Source organism: Clostridium sp. TJA085 (assembly GCF_058310235.1).
Genome location: NZ_JBZEEZ010000006.1, coordinates 32951 through 49969, shown reverse-complemented (window position 1 = coordinate 49969; position 17019 = coordinate 32951). Strand labels below are relative to the sequence as shown.

The window sequence follows — 17019 nt, the reverse complement described above, 5'->3', positions numbered from 1 at the left end:
AAGATTTAAAATTATATAATTATTTATATTTCTTCTATCTTATGTATATTCAAAGTAATATACTTAATTTATAGAATTTATTTGGAGGTGTTAATCTTGAATATTTTAAATACTTTTATAAATAATTTATGTGGAACTTTTGACAACAAGAATCAAGTAAGTCTAGAACTAAAGGAAAATAAATTAATTCATCCTAAAGCTATGCATATAAATGGTATTTGCAACGATAAAATTTTTAATATTCCTACTAATTTTCATGGATTTTTTGTATTGGAAGAAAGCTATTACGAAATAGGCAACTTTAAAAACTCTCTTCCACACTTATTCTTATTCACCTTAAATGCTGATGGAAATATTGTTTTAACTTCATATGATATTCCTAATAATATTAAAAAAGAAGACTTTAGAAATGATAATTTAAATTTAAAAATGAATTTTAATGACTTAAAAATATCTGAAAAATTCACCCCAATGACTTATATTTATAAAAATGGTGAATTTAAAGGGGAAAGCATAAGCTATTTTAATTCAGAAACAACATTTATTTTAAAAGAAACCGTAAAAGATAATATTTTAGAAGTTAGTGAAGTATTTAAAAAAGATGGAAAAATAACCTTTGGATTTGAAAGCCCTATAATTTATGAGAAAATTTCTAAATAATATTTATTTTATAAAAATAGGATATACTCAATATTTTGAGTATATCCTTTATTATTGATTTTTATATTTATTTAACTAATAATTGCTCTTTTCCATGAATAAAACTAGTAATCAAATCATTATAAGGAGTATTTATATTTAATTCTTTAGCCTTTCTTGATACATACCCATTAATATAATCAATTTCTGTAAGACGATGATGTTGAATTAAATCTTGATGCATTGATGGATAATGCTCCCCAGCCTTATTTGGATCATAAATATTCTCAATTCCTTTAGCAATTTCTTCAACCTCAAGCTTTACTCCATAATATTTAGCAACTTCAGAGAATTCTTTAATTATTTTACGTATAATACTTGCAGATTCTTTAATTTCACCAAATTCTTTTATATTGCAATCTAAAATTGTACAGCAACTATTTAACGTTCCATTAACACATGCCTTACGCCATATAGAAAATAAAACATTCTCGCTATAATGTGCATTTAAACCAGCTTTATTTAAAACCCTGCAAATTTTCTTTGCTTCATTATCCATGCTAGGATAGATATTTTGTACCTCTAAACTACCATCACCTGTTAATGTAACATGTCCTGGACCTACTAATCCAGCTGTCCATAAAGTTACTCCCATAAAAATATTTTTCTTATCAACATGCTTTGCAACTGTATCTTCATGTCCTAATCCATTTAATAAACACAATACCTTTGTATCTTTACCTAAAATTCCTTTTATAGATTCTAACATGCTTTCAAGTCCCATTGATTTAGTAAAAAGTATAACTAAATCTGGTGTTTCTTTTGCATCTTTAGGTAATACAGCTTTAATATTAACTTGTTTACTTATTTTATTTTCCTCAATTGTTAATCCTTTTTTATTGATAGTATCTACATGTTCTTTCCATAAATCTATTAATAAAACTTCATTACCTGCTTCATGTAGCATATACCCAAAACGTGAGCCCATTGCACCGGCTCCAGCAATTGCAATTTTCATTTGATAATTCACTCTCCTATTCTCATTAGTCAATTTTATAAATTATATATTTAAATATGTTATCCTCATATAAGTGTATAACTTTTCTACAGAGTAAATCAATAAAATACATATAAAAATGTATTATTAAAAACTCCATTATAACCTCTAAAATTATACATACAGTTGCTTCATTAATAGCATTTATTATATAAACGCCTATAACTGTTTATATTTCTCTTTCTGCAAAAACTTTTTTAAATAACTTTTAAGCTTCCATTTAATTTTCTAAGCCTTATTTCTTTTGCTCATTTTTACATTATTTCTTAAACTTATTAGTTCCATATATAAATTATATAAATTTTTTAAGTAAAAAATTTATCTTCAAAAAAATAAAAGACCTTACAAAAAATTAAGGCCTTTTATTTTAAATAATTTAGAGATATATCTTTATAATATAGTTGTATTAAAACTATAAATAACTATTAATATGTTACTTATAATTTATTATTAGCTTTTCTACTTCTTTTATTATGATAATTATATATTTGCATAATTATTTATTTAAAATATATTGCTGATTAATTTAAAGAAAATATTTTAGAATCTAAAGAATTAAATCAAAAAGAAGATTTTATATTATATAAAGTATAAATTAATTTAATTAAACTTAAACATTTAGTAAAGAAAGCTAATTAATTTTAAAATACAGCCTAAAAACAAAGAAATATATGTTACAGTTATAATTCTTAAATTAATAATATCAAACAATAAGTATATAAGTATATGCCCAACTACAGAAATTATACAAACACTAGATAAAATACCAACTACATACAACCCTAATGACTTATTATTTAATACCTTACTCATAAAAAATCTCTCCTTTATACAAAATTTATTTATATTAAGTCGCTTAAAGTTAAGTATCAATTAAAAAGCTTAAATGTAAGTTATATTAAGATTTCAATAAATTAGTGATAATCTAGTAATTATATAAAGTTATCTTTATATAATTATACAACAATATTTTACATTTTTGTTATATAAATATAACATTTTTATATAAATCATTAAAATTGTATATATTTTTAACACTAAAATATTATTAATAATTAAATTGAGCTAGATAATTATCTAGCTCAATTTCCTTTTATATTCTCTTGGATTAAAACCTGTATATTTTTTAAAATTTATAGAAAAGTTTCTATAATCTATATAGCCAACTTCTCTTGATACCTCTTTAATTTTCTTACCTTTTTTCAAAAATTCTATAGCCTTTTCCATTCTTACTTTAGTTAGATATTCATTGAAACCTACTCCAACAGTACTTTTAAATCTTCTACTAAAATAAGATTCATTCAAATATAATTCCTTTGCTACATCTTTTAACTTTAAATTTTCCATATAATTATTTTCTATAATCTCTATACATCTATCAATACTTCTATCTTCTCTAATCCAACAAGACTCTTTTTTTATTTCAGTATACTTTTCTGACTCCAATATTACTATACTTTTCAAATAATCTATAGTTAACCCTATTTCTTTAATTTCAATATTATTTTCTTTATTTTTTAAAACATCAATACTTCCCCTTAATTTAAATAAAATATCCAATGTTATACTTGTACATATTTCCTTATTAATTCTATTATCCTTCAAAAATTTAAATAAATCTTCTATGCTATTTCTTATAAGTAAATTACTCTCTCCATTTAATGCTATATAAAACTTATCTAAATTATTTCTTATATCTTTTTCTGACATATTAATTCTCTCTTGATTTTTACTAACTATATTTCCATAACCTAAATAAAAAGTTTCTTCAATTAATTTTTTTCCTTCAGCATAACACTTAATTATATTATTTAATTTATGTGCTTTAGTTACAGCTATAGATAATTCTTTTTTACATATATCTTTAAATAAATGTTCCACATCTTTAACTTCTCCATCTATAACTAAAACAATTCTGTAATTATGAGGTTTTAATATGTAATATTTATTGTTAATTTTTAATTCCTTATAAATATTATCAATTAAGTTTTGTATTTTTTTATCATCTCTTTTATTAATATCTATAAAAGCCATAACTACACAATCACTTGTAAAATAATTATATATATCGGCTAAATTAGTTTCACCCCTTACAATATCTAATAATTTTCTATCTGGCTTAACAACATTATTAAATATCTCAAGTTTATTAATAGCTTTATTTACGGCGCAAATTAACTCTTCTTCATCTAATGGCTTAAGTATAAAATCTATAACATTTAGCTTTATTGCTTTTACTGCATACTTAAAGTCGTCATACCCAGTTATAACTATACCTTGTAATCTTGGAAGTTTACCTTTTAATATATTTAATAATTCAAGACCATCTATACAAGGCATATTTATATCAGTAATAACAATATCAGGCTTTTCTTTAATTGCAATTTCTATAGCTTCATTAGAATCAGTTGTTGATCCACAAATAACGCAACCAATTTCATCCCATGGAATAACTACTTCCATACCTTTTAATGAATATATTTCGTCATCAACTAAAAGAACTTTTTTCATTTACTGCCTCCCTTAAAGGTATTCTTATAATAAATACAGTTAAATTTTCTTCAGATTTATGACTTATACCATACTTTTCTCCATACTGTATCTTAATTCTAGTATCAACATTATCAATTCCAACGCCTTCTCCAGTATGTTTACTATTTCCTATACCTACCCCATTATCCTTGATTTCAAATACTATATCAGAACCTTCTATTTTTCCACTAATAATAATCTTCCACTTACCAGCTTTATTAGAAAGTCCATGAATTATAGCATTTTCCACTATTGGTTGTAGGGTTAATCTTACTATTTCACAATTTTTTATTTCATCCTCTATTAAATATTCAATATTTAGTTTATCTTCATATCTAATTTTTTGTATATATAAATAATTATCTATAGCTTTAAGTTCTTCTCCTATAAGAACCTCATCTTCACTATTTCTACATAAATATCTAAAGAGTTTTGATAAAGCATTTATCATCTTTGTAACTTTATCCTTTTCACCTAACTTTACCATCCAATTAATAGTTCCTAGCGCATTATATAAAAAATGTGGATTTATCTGAGCTTTTAAAGCATTAAATTTAGCTTGATTTATTAATATTCTTTTATTGTAATCTTCTTCTATAAGCCTATTTATTTCTTGTATCATTGAATTAAACTTATCACAAAGTTCACCTAGCTCATCATCACCACTATACTTAACCTTTATATTACGATTACCATCCTCAATTTGTTTAATAACCTCACTCATTTCATGTACTGGATTTGAGATTCTTTTACTAATATTATAAATAACTATTGTTCCTAAAATAATTACAATTAATATCAAAATCAAAAATACCTTTATATTACTTAGTAACTCATAATACAAATCCTTTTTAGGAATGGTAGAAATAACATTAAATTTCTTTATATCTTTACTTGAATAATAAATTTTATCATTTTTATTAATTACATCATTTAAACTTTTCCCTACATTCTCTATATGATTCCTGTCTACTATTATTTTATTATTTATATCAGTAACGTATATATTACTGTCCTTAAAAAATGTTACATCATCAATATATTGATTAAAATATTTTTCTAAAATCTCAATAATTACATATCCTATAACCTTCTTATTTTTATCTACTATAGCCTTACCTAATACCAAAACTATATCCTGATGTAATTCACTATCAAATCTTCTATAAATCTTTTGATGAACTCTATTTTCATCTTCTTCTAAGCTTTTGTAAAAATCCCCATAAACATCTTTATATATTGGTTTATAATAATTAGTTGATGAATACCTACTTACCTTATTCTTGTCTATAATATGTATTGGCATTTTCATCGGCATTGTTGAAATTAAAGTTGAGGTTATATTATATAACTTTTGTGTATTTTTAAATTTTTTCTCATTATTATTTTTATCATCACTTTTAACTATATCTATAATTTCATTATTAGAAGATATAAAGTCAACCATATTACTAAAGCCAACCATTGAATTTGTTATATTTTCAGAACTATTTTTAATACTTGCTAAAGTAAATTTTTTTACTTCTTTTCTTGTTGAATTATAAGTATAAATTAAATTATAAAATCCAAATATTAAAAATGGACATATTGATACTATTATAAATGCAATTGTAATTCTATTTTTAAATGTACGATAACGTTTACTCATAATTTGATTATACATATAAAATAATATATTTTATGTTTTTATTAATCCAATTTACATATTGTTAATATTTAACTTATTTTATAATTCCATTTTAAACATAAAAAATGTTGCAAAATTAATTTTGCAACATTCTTTTAATCTTCTACTAACTCAACACTAAAAATGCTATCGCTTCTAGATAATTCGCTAATTAAATTGCTTATATCAATACTCCTAGGAATTTCAATAGTATATAAGCAGCTATCAACGTTATTATACCCTTTAATATTATCCTTAATGTAAAATTCTATATTCTTTATTTTTATAGCTTTTCTCATTAAGTAACTCTCAATATATTCTAACGCATCTTTTTTGTCAACATATGATACTTGAACCTTTATGCAATCTGGTTGAGTTATAAATTTATTTTGAAACTTCTTAAGTACCCCAAGAACTAATACTATACATATTCCTGAAAGTATACCTATAGAGTAATAACCCATTCCTATAGCCAATCCAACACAAGCAACTACCCAAATAGAAGCAGCAGTTGTAAGACCTTTTATAGAACCTTTATCATGCAATATAGTACCTGCCCCTAAAAATCCAACTCCTGTTATTACTTGTGCTCCAAGCCTTGCGTAATCAACCTTTATAACATTACTTAATTCAGGATGTAATATTATATTATTCATTGCCGTTTCAGCCATATGAGATTGTATTAAAGAAACTACTGTAGCACCTACACATACTAATATATGAGTTCTAAATCCAGCAGGTCTATTTTTAAATTCTCTCTCATATCCTATAGATCCCCCTATTAAAACAGCTAAAAATAATCTAATTACAATATCCCTTATCTCCATTATCGGCCTCCCCTATTTTATATATAATATAAAATAATATTTTAACTAAAGGGATATATCTAAATCTAAACAATATGAAGAACTTGTGGATTAAAATTAAGCTTGACCATATCTCCTTCTGAGAAATGTTCTTTTGCTTTAGGATTAGTTACTTCTATACAAATATTATCACCATTTACTTCAACTATATAATCCTGATATGATCCCATAAATGTTGATGATATAACCTTCCCTTCAAGTATTCCTTCCTTTCCAATTTCTATTGCTTCTGGTCTTAAAACTACACTAACTTCATCAGAAACCTTTTTATTTCCACTATAATTAAGTTTAAATTTGTTTTCGCCAATTTTAACTAAAGCTTTTCCGTCTTCTATCTTTTCAACTTTAGTTTTTAAAAAGTTTACATTACCTATAAATTCCGCAACAAATTTATTACTTGGTTTTCCATATACTTCTTCAGGAGTACCAACTTGTTCTATAATTCCATCTTTCATAATTATAATCCTATCTGAAAGACTCATAGCTTCTGATTGATCATGAGTTACATATATAGCAGTTATTCCTGTTTTCTTTTGAATTTTTCTTATTTCAGTTCTCATATAAACTCTAAGCTTTGCATCTAAATTTGATAAAGGTTCATCAAAAAGTAATACTCCCGGTTCCATAACTAATGCTCTTGCAAGGGCAACTCTTTGTTGTTGACCTCCTGAAAGTTGATTTGGACTTCTATTTTCCATACCTTTAAGACCAACAAGATCTATTATATTATTTACTTTTTCTTTAATTTCTTCCTTACTCATTTTTTTAAGCTTTAATCCATATGCAATATTATCAAATATATTTAAATGAGGAAATAACGCATAACTTTGGAAAACCATAGCTGTATCTCTCTTATCTGGTGTTAAATCATTTATTTTATCACCGCCAAGATAAATTTCTCCTTCTGTAGGTATTTCAAATCCAGCAACCATTCTTAATGTAGTTGTTTTACCACAACCTGATGGACCTAAAAGAGTTACAAATTCACCAGCTTTTATATCTACTGATATATTATCAACAGCCTTAAACTCTGAATTTTTATTATGACTTAAATATATCTTAGTTAAATTTTTTATATTTACACCTTTGCTTCTTTCCATAATTACTACAACTCCTTACTTTGTTATATAACACTATCACTTGATTTACTTACACCCATCTTACTTAACCCAAAATACATCAATGCTATAGCTATATAAACTATAACTATTAATACAGTTGAATATGCTGATGCAACACCAAATCTTCCTGTATCAACTTGTGAAAGTATTGATGCAGTTAATAATTGATACTTAGGTGTAACTAAAAATACTACTGCACTTACTGCTGTCATACTTCTTACAAATGTATATACTAATCCACTAAAGAAAGCTGATTTAATAAGAGGAAGTGTAACAGATGTAAATACTTTTTTAGAATTAGCTCCTAAATCTTGTGCCGCTTCTTCTATTGCTGGATCTATTTGTCCAAGTGAAGTTATTCCAGCTCTTATTCCTACTGGTAAACTTCTAACTACAAAAGCAATTACTATAATTAAACATGTACCTGTTAAAAGTAATGGTTTTGCATTAAACGCATTTATATATCCAAGTCCTAAAACAGTACCTGGAACTGCCATAGCTAGTAATGATACAAACTCAATGTATCCTCTACCAATAAATCTCTTTCTTGCAACTAAGAATGCTATAACCATTCCTATAATTCCTGTTATAGGTGTTGCCCAAAGTGATAATATTACTGTATCTTTTACTGATTCAAATCCTAAATCAAATACATATTTAAAATGCTCTAAAGTTAATGAATAATCTACACCCATTACCTTAAAGAATCCGCCTAACGGTATTAAAATATAAAATGCTAATACAAATATAGTAACTAATAAGCAGAATATATCTATTGGCCATACTATATTAGAATCTTCAATTAATATTCTTTCTTTTGATGCCTTACCTGTTACTGTTACATATGATTTTCTTTCAATCCAAAACTTTTCTAATACAAATAAAAGAACTGAAAGAACTAAAAGTATAACTGCAACTGCAGCTCCTCCACTCATATCATAATTTCCTATTGCCTGCATATATATTTTAGTTGCTAATGTTGAATAACTACCTCCAATAACCATAGGATTTGAGAAATCCGCTACTACTTCAATAAAAGTTAATAAAAATGCATTTGCAATCCCAGGTAGCATAAGAGGTAATGTTACTGTTTTAAAAGTTGTCCACCTTGATGCTCCCATACTTCTTGAAGCCTCTTCCAAAGCTGGATCAATTTTTTTAAGTAATCCAATTAATAAAAGATAGGCTATTGGAAAAAATGTCATAGTTTGAACCATTACAATGCCTTTAAATCCATAAATATTAGCATCATTCATTCCAAGTAATTGTCTAGTTATAATACCAAATTGTCCAAATAACATAATAGCTGATAATGCTAATACAAAAGGTGGAGAAATTATTGGTAATATAGATACTAATTTAAATAATTTCTTAAAATGTGATTTTATGTACGCATCTGCATAAGCAAATATAAATCCAATTATAGTTGATAATACTCCAACAGTTACTCCAAGTTTTATAGTATTCCAAAATGTTGCTCTAAAATCTAAGTCTTTTAAAACTTGATTATATGATGCAAAGCTAAACTCTTTACCTGCATCTATAAAACTTACCTTTAGTACTGAATACAAAGGATATAATATGAATATTGATAATGAAATTATAAGAAATATTATTGTAGTTAAAAGTATCGGATCTCTCCATATCTTTTTCATATCTCTTAATTCATGCTTTAGTTTTAACTTTCTAGTGTACATTGACATGATTATTTTCTCCCTTCAGCTTATAAAAACAACTAAACTTAGCAGGACAATATACTATTTATTAAATAGTATATTGTCCTTACCTTAAAATTTTAAATTTATTTTTTTATTGCTTTATTCCACTCTTCTACTAATTTACCTCTATTGCTTCCTGCCCATTCTAAATTATAATTTATAAGTTTAGTATCTTTAATTTCTGCTGCTTGACTTGGACTATTTGCAGCTGGATTTGTTAAAAATTGATATGAACCAACAGTTTGTCCTATTTCTTCACCTTTTTTAGATAAAACAAAGTCTACAAACTTTTTAGCTCCCTCTTGATTTGGAGCACCTTTTAATATACCAACAGCACCAACTTCATATCCAGTTCCTTCACTAGGTGCAGTTAAAACTAAATCCTTCATTCCTTCTTCTCTATATTTAATTGCATCATGTAAGAATGAAATACCAACCATAACTTCACCTTGTCCTGCCATTCTAGCTGGAGCAGTTCCTGACTTTTCATATGACTTAATGTTCTTATTTAATTTAGCCATATACTCCATTCCCTTTTTTTCTCCCATAAGTTGAACAATAGTAGCAAGCATTGTATATGCAGTTCCTGATGAACCTGGATTTGCCATAGAAATTTGACCTTTAAACTCAGGTTTTAATAAATCTGCCCAACTTTTTGGAGCCTCTATTCCTTTTTCTTTTAATAATTTAGAGTTTGAAGCAAATCCTAAATAACCAACATAAATTCCAGTCCATAATCCTTTTGGATCTTTATATTTATCTGGTATTTCTTTTGCTTCTGGTGAATTATAAGCTTCTAATAATCCCTCATCTCCAGCTTGAACGAATGCATCTGCTGGGCCTCCAAACCAAACTGAAGCCTTAGGATTATCTTTTTCTGCTCTTATTCTGCCAAGTATTTCACCTGATGACATTCTTACCGCTTGTGCATCTATTCCTGTTTCCTTTTTAAATTCTTCAACCGCTTTTACCATATGATCTTCCATAAGACCACAATAAATTGTTAAAGTTTCTCCTGATGCCTTTTCTTCTTTTTTATCTGCTCCACACCCAGCAAATAAACCTAAACTTATAACTGCTGAAAGAGTTACAGCAATTAAACTTTTCTTTTTCATTATTATTTACCTCCTAATATTTCCTTTAACTTTATGTTAACGTATTCAAAAGTAAATTTTTAAAAAGAGGTAAGTTTTAATTACTTAAAAAGTAAAATTTTATTACATAATAAAAACTGCATTAAACTATTTCTAATGTACTAATATAAACTTTTGTCACCTTTTAAGCACAATAAAAAGGCTTAACCATTACGGTTAAGCCTTTTCTTATATATAAGTGGCACTCCCAACAGGTATGAAACTATGTATTTTAATATATTTCTATACATTTTAATATTATATTCAAACCGTTGAAATTACTCTATTTATAAATATTTTATATTTTAATAAATTTATTTATATTTTCTTTTATATTTGAAAATCGTCCCCTTAGTGTCACCTTTTTAACTCTCGCCCTTTGGATTCGATTAATATAAATTTAAGTTAGTTTAATACAATTCTTATAAGTTGGTATTTAAGCCATTTATTAAACTTAAAATTCAATTTGATTCTATGCAATTTAATATAAAAACAAAATCTATTGCACACTTATTGCATATTTTTATAAATAAAAAGAGATATAACCTAAATATAGAATATATCTCTTTCCTTATATAAAATCACTTATATTTTCTTTTTAATTTACAAAGTATTCCCTCTGTGTACCTTTATTATAAAAATTAAACTTATTATACATTTTTATTGCTATTTATTGATTTAATAACCTATATATCAACTATGAATAATAGTTTAATATTTCATCATCTGAAATTATATTATTCGAAGATTCATATTTTCTACATCCTTTTCTAGCGTTCTTCCAAGGCTTTTCTTGGTGTGTCATATTCTCTAATTGATTCGCACTATAATCAATATATTCATTTATAATACTAGTAACTCTATTATAAATGGTATCATTTACTGCGATATTGCCTCTATATTTAGGAATACTATTCCATCCATAATTTTTATAAATTTGGTATATTTCTGGCGATACTGGTCCATGAACCCAAGCTTCAAATTCAACATCAGCTAATCTTTCATTATATTCAACCAAATATTTACAGTATACATAATAACATAATTTCTGTAATTTTTTGTGAGAGAAATCTCCATAACTTAGTATAAGCTCTGAAAATTGTTTTGAATTAATCACGACTCTCAACTCCTATAATCAATAATTTTCTACTACTTTATTAATACATAATATCACTTTAAAAAATCCCAAGTCAACACCTTGACTATTTTTTTTATGACATCTTTCAGTTTCTATTTTTATATCGATATCATTTGCTTTACAAATTTCATTAACCAGATATAATCCAATTCCATTTCCCTTTTGTTTATATTCTTTAGCTAATTTTCCTCTATACCCTCTTTTAAATAAACTATCTAATTCACTATCCTCTACTAAAATCCCTTCAGACTTTACTATTATAATTTGCTCGTCAGATTTATCAATTATTTCAACTTCAATCGTTGAATTATTCATTGAATACTTTAATGCATTTTCAATAATTAAAAATGGCATATATTCTACACTATCATATAAATACACTTCTGAACAATTTTCTCTTGAACTAACTTCAATTTTTTTGTTATTTTGTTTTGCTTCATCTTCAAAGCATCTTCTTATTTTATCAAAATTTCGATAAAAATTGAATTCTATTTTACTGCCATTTTTATAAGGAAAATTGCTATATAAATAATCATAAGATTTTAGTCTAGTAGATATCAATTGGCTCATTGCCCAAATTCCCTTACCTTTATTAACAACTTTTTCACGTTCTTTTTTTTTACATAAACCTTTGTTCATAATAAATTCACTCTTATTTTTTATATTACCGTTATATTCCTTAACATCATGAATTATATTACTCATACTTTCTTTCAAATAATAATTTTCTTTTTTTAATTCTAAGTGCTCTTGATAATATTTAATATATTCTAACATTTCATCATAAGTGATTATTCTATTTTTATCCTTCAAATCAATTTTAGGATTAGTTTTTTTAGCGTCAAATTCACCCTTAACTCTAAACCCAGTAAATATATCTTTTTCTCCTTTATATACATTAATATATGTATTAAAACCATATGGACATACATTCAATCCCTCTTTATTAAATATGCTTCTATAAAAATTTTCACATTTTGAATTTTTTTTCTTACAGAATTCTGGTAATTTTATTACACATCCATCTTGTATCTCATCCATTCCACTTTTATATATTGGCAAAAAACTTTTCTCCACTTTTATAATCCCCTATCCAAATATTTTTATTAAAGAAATTATTGATTTCATTAAATCCATTGATATTTTTAAATCTTCTATAGCATTAATAAAATAGTCATTAAATCCACCAAACGTATCTTGTGAAAAACTCCTTATAAATTCATCTTTAACAGAATTTATAGTATCATCATTTATTCCATTATCTTTTAACTTTTTAGCAATAGCATCCCATTGATAATTTACGTTACAATATTTTTTTATATATCCATCTAATTTACTGCACCAAGTATCAGCACTTGTATCTTTTGAAATAAAACCATCTATTTCATTAAGCCTTTCACTTATTCTCTGATTAGATTCTCCTGAGTAACTAACCACTACTTTTTCTGGATAATCTTTTTTTAATGCTAAAGCGAACCCAAACCCCTCATCACTACTTCCATATGAAGCCGCAATTCCTTTAATATCAAGTAATATTATATCAAATGGCTCTGTTTCAATTTGATAAGATATATTTTCTTTATAAAATATTCTATAACCTCGCTCCCTAAGTATATCTATCAAATCACTTGGTTTCTGATCATCAACAATAAGTATCTTAATTCTTTCTCTTAATTTTGCTATACTTTTATTCGTTGAAATCTTTATCACATTATCTAATTTTCTCTTACTAAATATCCCCAACATAACTCCTCCATTTATGTAAAAATATTCTATAATTAATATTTTTATTAATTATCATTATATTAAAATTATACCATATTCTTCTTGAACCTCTTTTTAACAATTTATATATAGATAGTTAATCCCATATTCTTTATTCACTTCACATTATTTCTCTCTGCTCCATTATAATAATCTCCTTGATTAATTTAGCATTAATTACTTTATACCCGTATATAAAAAAGGATAAGACTTTCAATCTTATCCTATGTATTAAGCTTATTTAATTCATTTTCAAATTATTTTAATTGATAAAATTTATGCTTATTTCTGGAATCCATTATCTTTTCTTCCCTTTATCTATAGCAAATACTATAGAAACTATAACTATAAATACTATAGCATCTAAAGAAATATCAAAAATCAAATTACATATTAATGCAATAAAACTTAAAATACTATTATTAATACTAAATAAATATTTCATAATAAAAAAATTCACTATAGATAACATTACCAATACAACTAATATTAAAATTCTATTTTTTAAGACTTTATTACTTTTCATATTACTTACCTCTCTCCTCTTTAGTAATTTTTATCTTTATATATAATTATTTCCTACTTATTTTTAATAAATTAAAACTATTTTTTATATCTCCATATATTTATATTTGTATTTAAATATAGCTCTATTAAAAATAAACATAGTATAAGCCTTAAAGTATTATGTATAAAAAATACTAAATCTAAGTTATACACCTAACTCTATATTTCTTAATACTCTTTCAATAACTGCTCTACTTCTTCCATAGTATAATATCTTTTCTTATCATCTCTAAATACTATATTTATTGATAAGTATGTAACTATTATTTTACTTTTAAATTTTCTTAAAAATTTCCTTTTATAAAAGGGGTTTCCAAAATGGACACCCCTTAAACTTAGTATTTAGAATTTTATTAAATGAAAACTACAACTGCGACCTTTTGGTATCTGCCTAAACTTTTTCATACCCCACCCTTTTATATTCTTTTATTTTTCTATTGATAACTCCTCTAACTATTTAATAACATAATACTTCTTATTACTATTTATAAATTTATATAAAATAAAAGAGAGATCTAACACTCTCTCAAAAACTTAATTTTATTTATAATTAAAGATATTATCATAATTACAAAAACATATCCTGTTATTATATACATTTTATATTCTAATATTTTGTATTTATGCAAAAACTGAAATACTCCTAAAAAAGGGATATTTGCTATTATTAATGTATTTAATATACCTTCTGAATATATACTAGTATATTTAGTATATCCTATATTAATATAATACTTGTAATAATTATCTATATCTAAGGATAATAAGATCATTAATATAAATATCAAGCTAAAAAATATAATTATTCCATTCATATTTAATTTAAACAATCTTACTAAAAATATAATTAATATAGTTTCTATGATTATAAAAGCTATATAATTAATATGTATATAATTATCATGTACTTTATCCATTATAAATACAGAAATAATCATTAATAAATATATACATACTATCTTTTTTAAGTTATTCAAATAAAATTCCCCCAATTTATTCTAAATTATACTATGTCTATATTCTAAGTTATTATTTTTATAATAATCAACTATTATCTGCTCTACACCTTCAATAGTGCAATACCTCTTATTTTTATCTCTAAATACTATTCCTAGATTCAGATAATAATTCGGAATACTCTACATACAACAGAATGAAAGATCAAGTTCCTAAAATTATTAATTCAATAAAATAAACTTTCTAATATTATTTTTATTCAAACCTAAAATATAACTTCTAATCCTTCTATGGCTAATAAAATAGGGGTAAGAACTTTAATCTTACCCTTTAAGTAAATTGTTTATATCAATACCACTTTCTTTTATAGTAATTATTATTTTATTTATAGCTCTAGTCTTTATTCCTTTTCTGCAATAATCTTCTGAATAACCAACTACATTAGCTATCTGTTTCCATGTTAATTTTTCTTTACTTAAATATCTTAACTCTATAATTTTTCTTTCTGTTCCATTTAAATTATTTAAACACATATATAACATATTTGTAAGTCTAATATATTTATTTAAATCTTTATTTAACTCTATTAATTCATCATCTTTAGAGTATTCATCATTTTTAACTATCTCTATTTCTTTATTTATAAAATCAATCTTATATGATAACCCTTTATATTCTGTAATAACTCTTTCAAACCTTCTAATTACTTCACTATTGCTCATTTACTCACTCCAATAAAACTTAAATATTATAGGTATTATTCATATCAATACCTAAATCAATATTCCTTAATACTCTTTTAATAACTGCTCTACTTCTTCCATAGTATAATATCTCTTATTCTTATCTCTAAATACTATTCCTAGATTTATATAATACTTAAATACTGTATATATACTTACCTTAACATACACAGGACTTTTTATCTTTCTTTTATTACTCGCCCAACATTGAGTTAATCCTAAATCTTTTACATATACTAAATACTTATCATATTCTTTATTATGTATAGCCTTGAAATAAGCCTCTTCCCTCTTATATACATCTTCTAAACTTAATCCCATATCTTCTATTCTCTTCATCATTAATTCTCTATGCTCCATTACCTCTCCTCCTCAATTTATAGGGCGTTAAATACTTTACACCCATAATAAATAAAAGGATAAGAACATTAATCCTATCCTTTTACTTATTATTTAAATTCCATTCCCATCCATTATTATTAAATACTTTATTATTTTTATATTCTATATTTAAATTAGGTTTATAATACATATTCTCTTTCATGAGCTTATTAATATCAGTATAAATAAAAAATATTATATTGTTCTCAAATATTATTGATTCAACCTTTTTATTATCTATCTTTATACTTTTTATATTATTATCATATTTTATAGATCCAATCATAATACCAATATTATATTTAGGGGCACTTGTATATACAATAGTATTATTTTTTACAAATCCATTAGAAGTAGATGTTTCAACTCTCCACCCTTTAAATATATGTTTATGAATTATAGAAAATATAACATCATCTTTTGTACTTTGCCATATAACTATCTTATTATCTTTATTAAAATCTTTAATAGAAATAATAGATTTTTGTTTAATATTATTTAAATATTGAAATTTTTCTAAAGATTGTTCTACCTTTTCATTTTCAGAAATATTTTTATTTTTAATAAAATATATTCCTAGTATCCCAATTATTATAAATATAAACAGTACACTAATTAACAGAAATTTTTTTTCTAATTTCACAATAACCCTCCATTTATAAAATGCTTTTTTTTAATTTTAATATAATTTTCCTTAATAATTACATTTATTTTTGTAAATTTTTAGTTAATTAGTA

17 protein-coding genes are annotated in these 17019 nt (G+C 24.5%); 1 reads left to right on the top strand and 16 read right to left on the bottom strand.

Annotated elements, in window-relative coordinates:
• Nucleotides 1–96 precede the first annotated feature (96 nt).
• Nucleotides 97–660 (top strand): hypothetical protein, encoded by a 564-nt coding sequence (locus AC4FQW_RS12445; RefSeq protein WP_491149391.1) that lies wholly within the window; start codon nucleotides 97–99, stop codon nucleotides 658–660.
• Between the two features lie 67 nt (nucleotides 661–727).
• On the opposite strand, the gene AC4FQW_RS12440 is transcribed toward AC4FQW_RS12445, so the two are convergent.
• The 16 genes from AC4FQW_RS12440 to AC4FQW_RS12365 form a co-directional block, all read right to left on the bottom strand.
• Nucleotides 728–1657, bottom strand: coding sequence for a 2-dehydropantoate 2-reductase (locus AC4FQW_RS12440; RefSeq protein ID WP_491149389.1), 930 nt, complete (start codon nucleotides 1655–1657; stop codon nucleotides 728–730).
• 657 nt (nucleotides 1658–2314) lie between these two features.
• A complete protein-coding gene (locus AC4FQW_RS12435) occupies nucleotides 2315–2509 on the bottom strand; it encodes a hypothetical protein (RefSeq protein WP_491149388.1) in 195 nt (64 codons plus the stop codon).
• A 264-nt stretch (nucleotides 2510–2773) separates the two neighbouring features.
• Nucleotides 2774–4207 (bottom strand): response regulator transcription factor, encoded by a 1434-nt coding sequence (locus AC4FQW_RS12430; RefSeq protein WP_491149387.1) that lies wholly within the window; start codon nucleotides 4205–4207, stop codon nucleotides 2774–2776.
• Nucleotides 4185–5876, bottom strand: a complete 1692-nt coding sequence (locus AC4FQW_RS12425; protein ID WP_491149386.1) for a sensor histidine kinase — start codon at nucleotides 5874–5876, stop codon at nucleotides 4185–4187. Before AC4FQW_RS12425 ends, AC4FQW_RS12430 begins: the two co-directional genes overlap by 23 nt.
• 134 nt (nucleotides 5877–6010) lie before the next feature.
• On the bottom strand, nucleotides 6011–6721 hold the full coding sequence (locus AC4FQW_RS12420; protein WP_491149384.1) for an MgtC/SapB family protein: 711 nt from the start codon (nucleotides 6719–6721) through the stop codon (nucleotides 6011–6013).
• Between the two features lie 65 nt (nucleotides 6722–6786).
• Complete coding sequence (locus AC4FQW_RS12415; protein ID WP_303129056.1) at nucleotides 6787–7860, bottom strand: ABC transporter ATP-binding protein; 1074 nt, start codon at nucleotides 7858–7860, stop codon at nucleotides 6787–6789.
• A gap of 23 nt (nucleotides 7861–7883) precedes the next feature.
• Entirely contained in the window at nucleotides 7884–9584 is a 1701-nt protein-coding gene (locus AC4FQW_RS12410) for an ABC transporter permease (protein WP_303129054.1), read from the bottom strand.
• A gap of 98 nt (nucleotides 9585–9682) precedes the next feature.
• A complete protein-coding gene (locus AC4FQW_RS12405) occupies nucleotides 9683–10714 on the bottom strand; it encodes an ABC transporter substrate-binding protein (RefSeq protein ID WP_303129050.1) in 1032 nt (343 codons plus the stop codon).
• A gap of 715 nt (nucleotides 10715–11429) precedes the next feature.
• Entirely contained in the window at nucleotides 11430–11849 is a 420-nt protein-coding gene (locus AC4FQW_RS12400; RefSeq protein WP_491149381.1) for a Panacea domain-containing protein, read from the bottom strand.
• An 18-nt stretch (nucleotides 11850–11867) separates the two neighbouring features.
• Nucleotides 11868–12947, bottom strand: coding sequence for a sensor histidine kinase (locus AC4FQW_RS12395; protein WP_491149379.1), 1080 nt, complete (start codon nucleotides 12945–12947; stop codon nucleotides 11868–11870).
• A 12-nt stretch (nucleotides 12948–12959) separates the two neighbouring features.
• Nucleotides 12960–13613, bottom strand: a complete 654-nt coding sequence (locus AC4FQW_RS12390) for a DNA-binding transcriptional response regulator (protein WP_491149378.1) — start codon at nucleotides 13611–13613, stop codon at nucleotides 12960–12962.
• A gap of 319 nt (nucleotides 13614–13932) precedes the next feature.
• Nucleotides 13933–14160 (bottom strand): hypothetical protein, encoded by a 228-nt coding sequence (locus AC4FQW_RS12385; protein WP_491149376.1) that lies wholly within the window; start codon nucleotides 14158–14160, stop codon nucleotides 13933–13935.
• A 556-nt stretch (nucleotides 14161–14716) separates the two neighbouring features.
• Complete coding sequence (locus tag AC4FQW_RS12380; RefSeq protein ID WP_491149374.1) at nucleotides 14717–15178, bottom strand: hypothetical protein; 462 nt, start codon at nucleotides 15176–15178, stop codon at nucleotides 14717–14719.
• Nucleotides 15179–15481: 303 nt separating this feature from the next.
• Nucleotides 15482–15880: a sigma factor-like helix-turn-helix DNA-binding protein gene (locus AC4FQW_RS12375; RefSeq protein WP_491149372.1), complete on the bottom strand. Its 399-nt coding sequence runs from the start codon at nucleotides 15878–15880 to the stop codon at nucleotides 15482–15484.
• Between the two features lie 66 nt (nucleotides 15881–15946).
• Complete coding sequence (locus AC4FQW_RS12370; RefSeq protein ID WP_491149371.1) at nucleotides 15947–16261, bottom strand: hypothetical protein; 315 nt, start codon at nucleotides 16259–16261, stop codon at nucleotides 15947–15949.
• Nucleotides 16262–16343: 82 nt separating this feature from the next.
• Complete coding sequence (locus AC4FQW_RS12365; RefSeq protein WP_491149369.1) at nucleotides 16344–16925, bottom strand: hypothetical protein; 582 nt, start codon at nucleotides 16923–16925, stop codon at nucleotides 16344–16346.
• Between the last annotated feature and the right edge of the window lie 94 nt (nucleotides 16926–17019).

Excerpts from the sequence above, each read along its gene's own strand:
- AC4FQW_RS12440 (WP_491149389.1), bottom strand. The coding sequence starts at position 1,657 with ATGAAAATTGCAATTGCTGGAGCCGGTGCAATGGGCTCACGTTTTGGG.
- AC4FQW_RS12370 (WP_491149371.1), bottom strand. The coding sequence starts at position 16,261 with ATGGAGCATAGAGAATTAATGATGAAGAGAATAGAAGATATGGGATTA.
- AC4FQW_RS12425 (WP_491149386.1), bottom strand. The coding sequence starts at position 5,876 with ATGAGTAAACGTTATCGTACATTTAAAAATAGAATTACAATTGCATTT.
- AC4FQW_RS12405 (WP_303129050.1), bottom strand. The coding sequence starts at position 10,714 with ATGAAAAAGAAAAGTTTAATTGCTGTAACTCTTTCAGCAGTTATAAGT.
- AC4FQW_RS12420 (WP_491149384.1), bottom strand. The coding sequence starts at position 6,721 with ATGGAGATAAGGGATATTGTAATTAGATTATTTTTAGCTGTTTTAATA.
- AC4FQW_RS12375 (WP_491149372.1), bottom strand. The coding sequence starts at position 15,880 with ATGAGCAATAGTGAAGTAATTAGAAGGTTTGAAAGAGTTATTACAGAA.
- AC4FQW_RS12435 (WP_491149388.1), bottom strand. The coding sequence starts at position 2,509 with ATGAGTAAGGTATTAAATAATAAGTCATTAGGGTTGTATGTAGTTGGT.
- AC4FQW_RS12385 (WP_491149376.1), bottom strand. The coding sequence starts at position 14,160 with ATGAAAAGTAATAAAGTCTTAAAAAATAGAATTTTAATATTAGTTGTA.
- AC4FQW_RS12410 (WP_303129054.1), bottom strand. The coding sequence starts at position 9,584 with ATGTCAATGTACACTAGAAAGTTAAAACTAAAGCATGAATTAAGAGAT.
- AC4FQW_RS12430 (WP_491149387.1), bottom strand. The coding sequence starts at position 4,207 with ATGAAAAAAGTTCTTTTAGTTGATGACGAAATATATTCATTAAAAGGT.
- AC4FQW_RS12415 (WP_303129056.1), bottom strand. The coding sequence starts at position 7,860 with ATGGAAAGAAGCAAAGGTGTAAATATAAAAAATTTAACTAAGATATAT.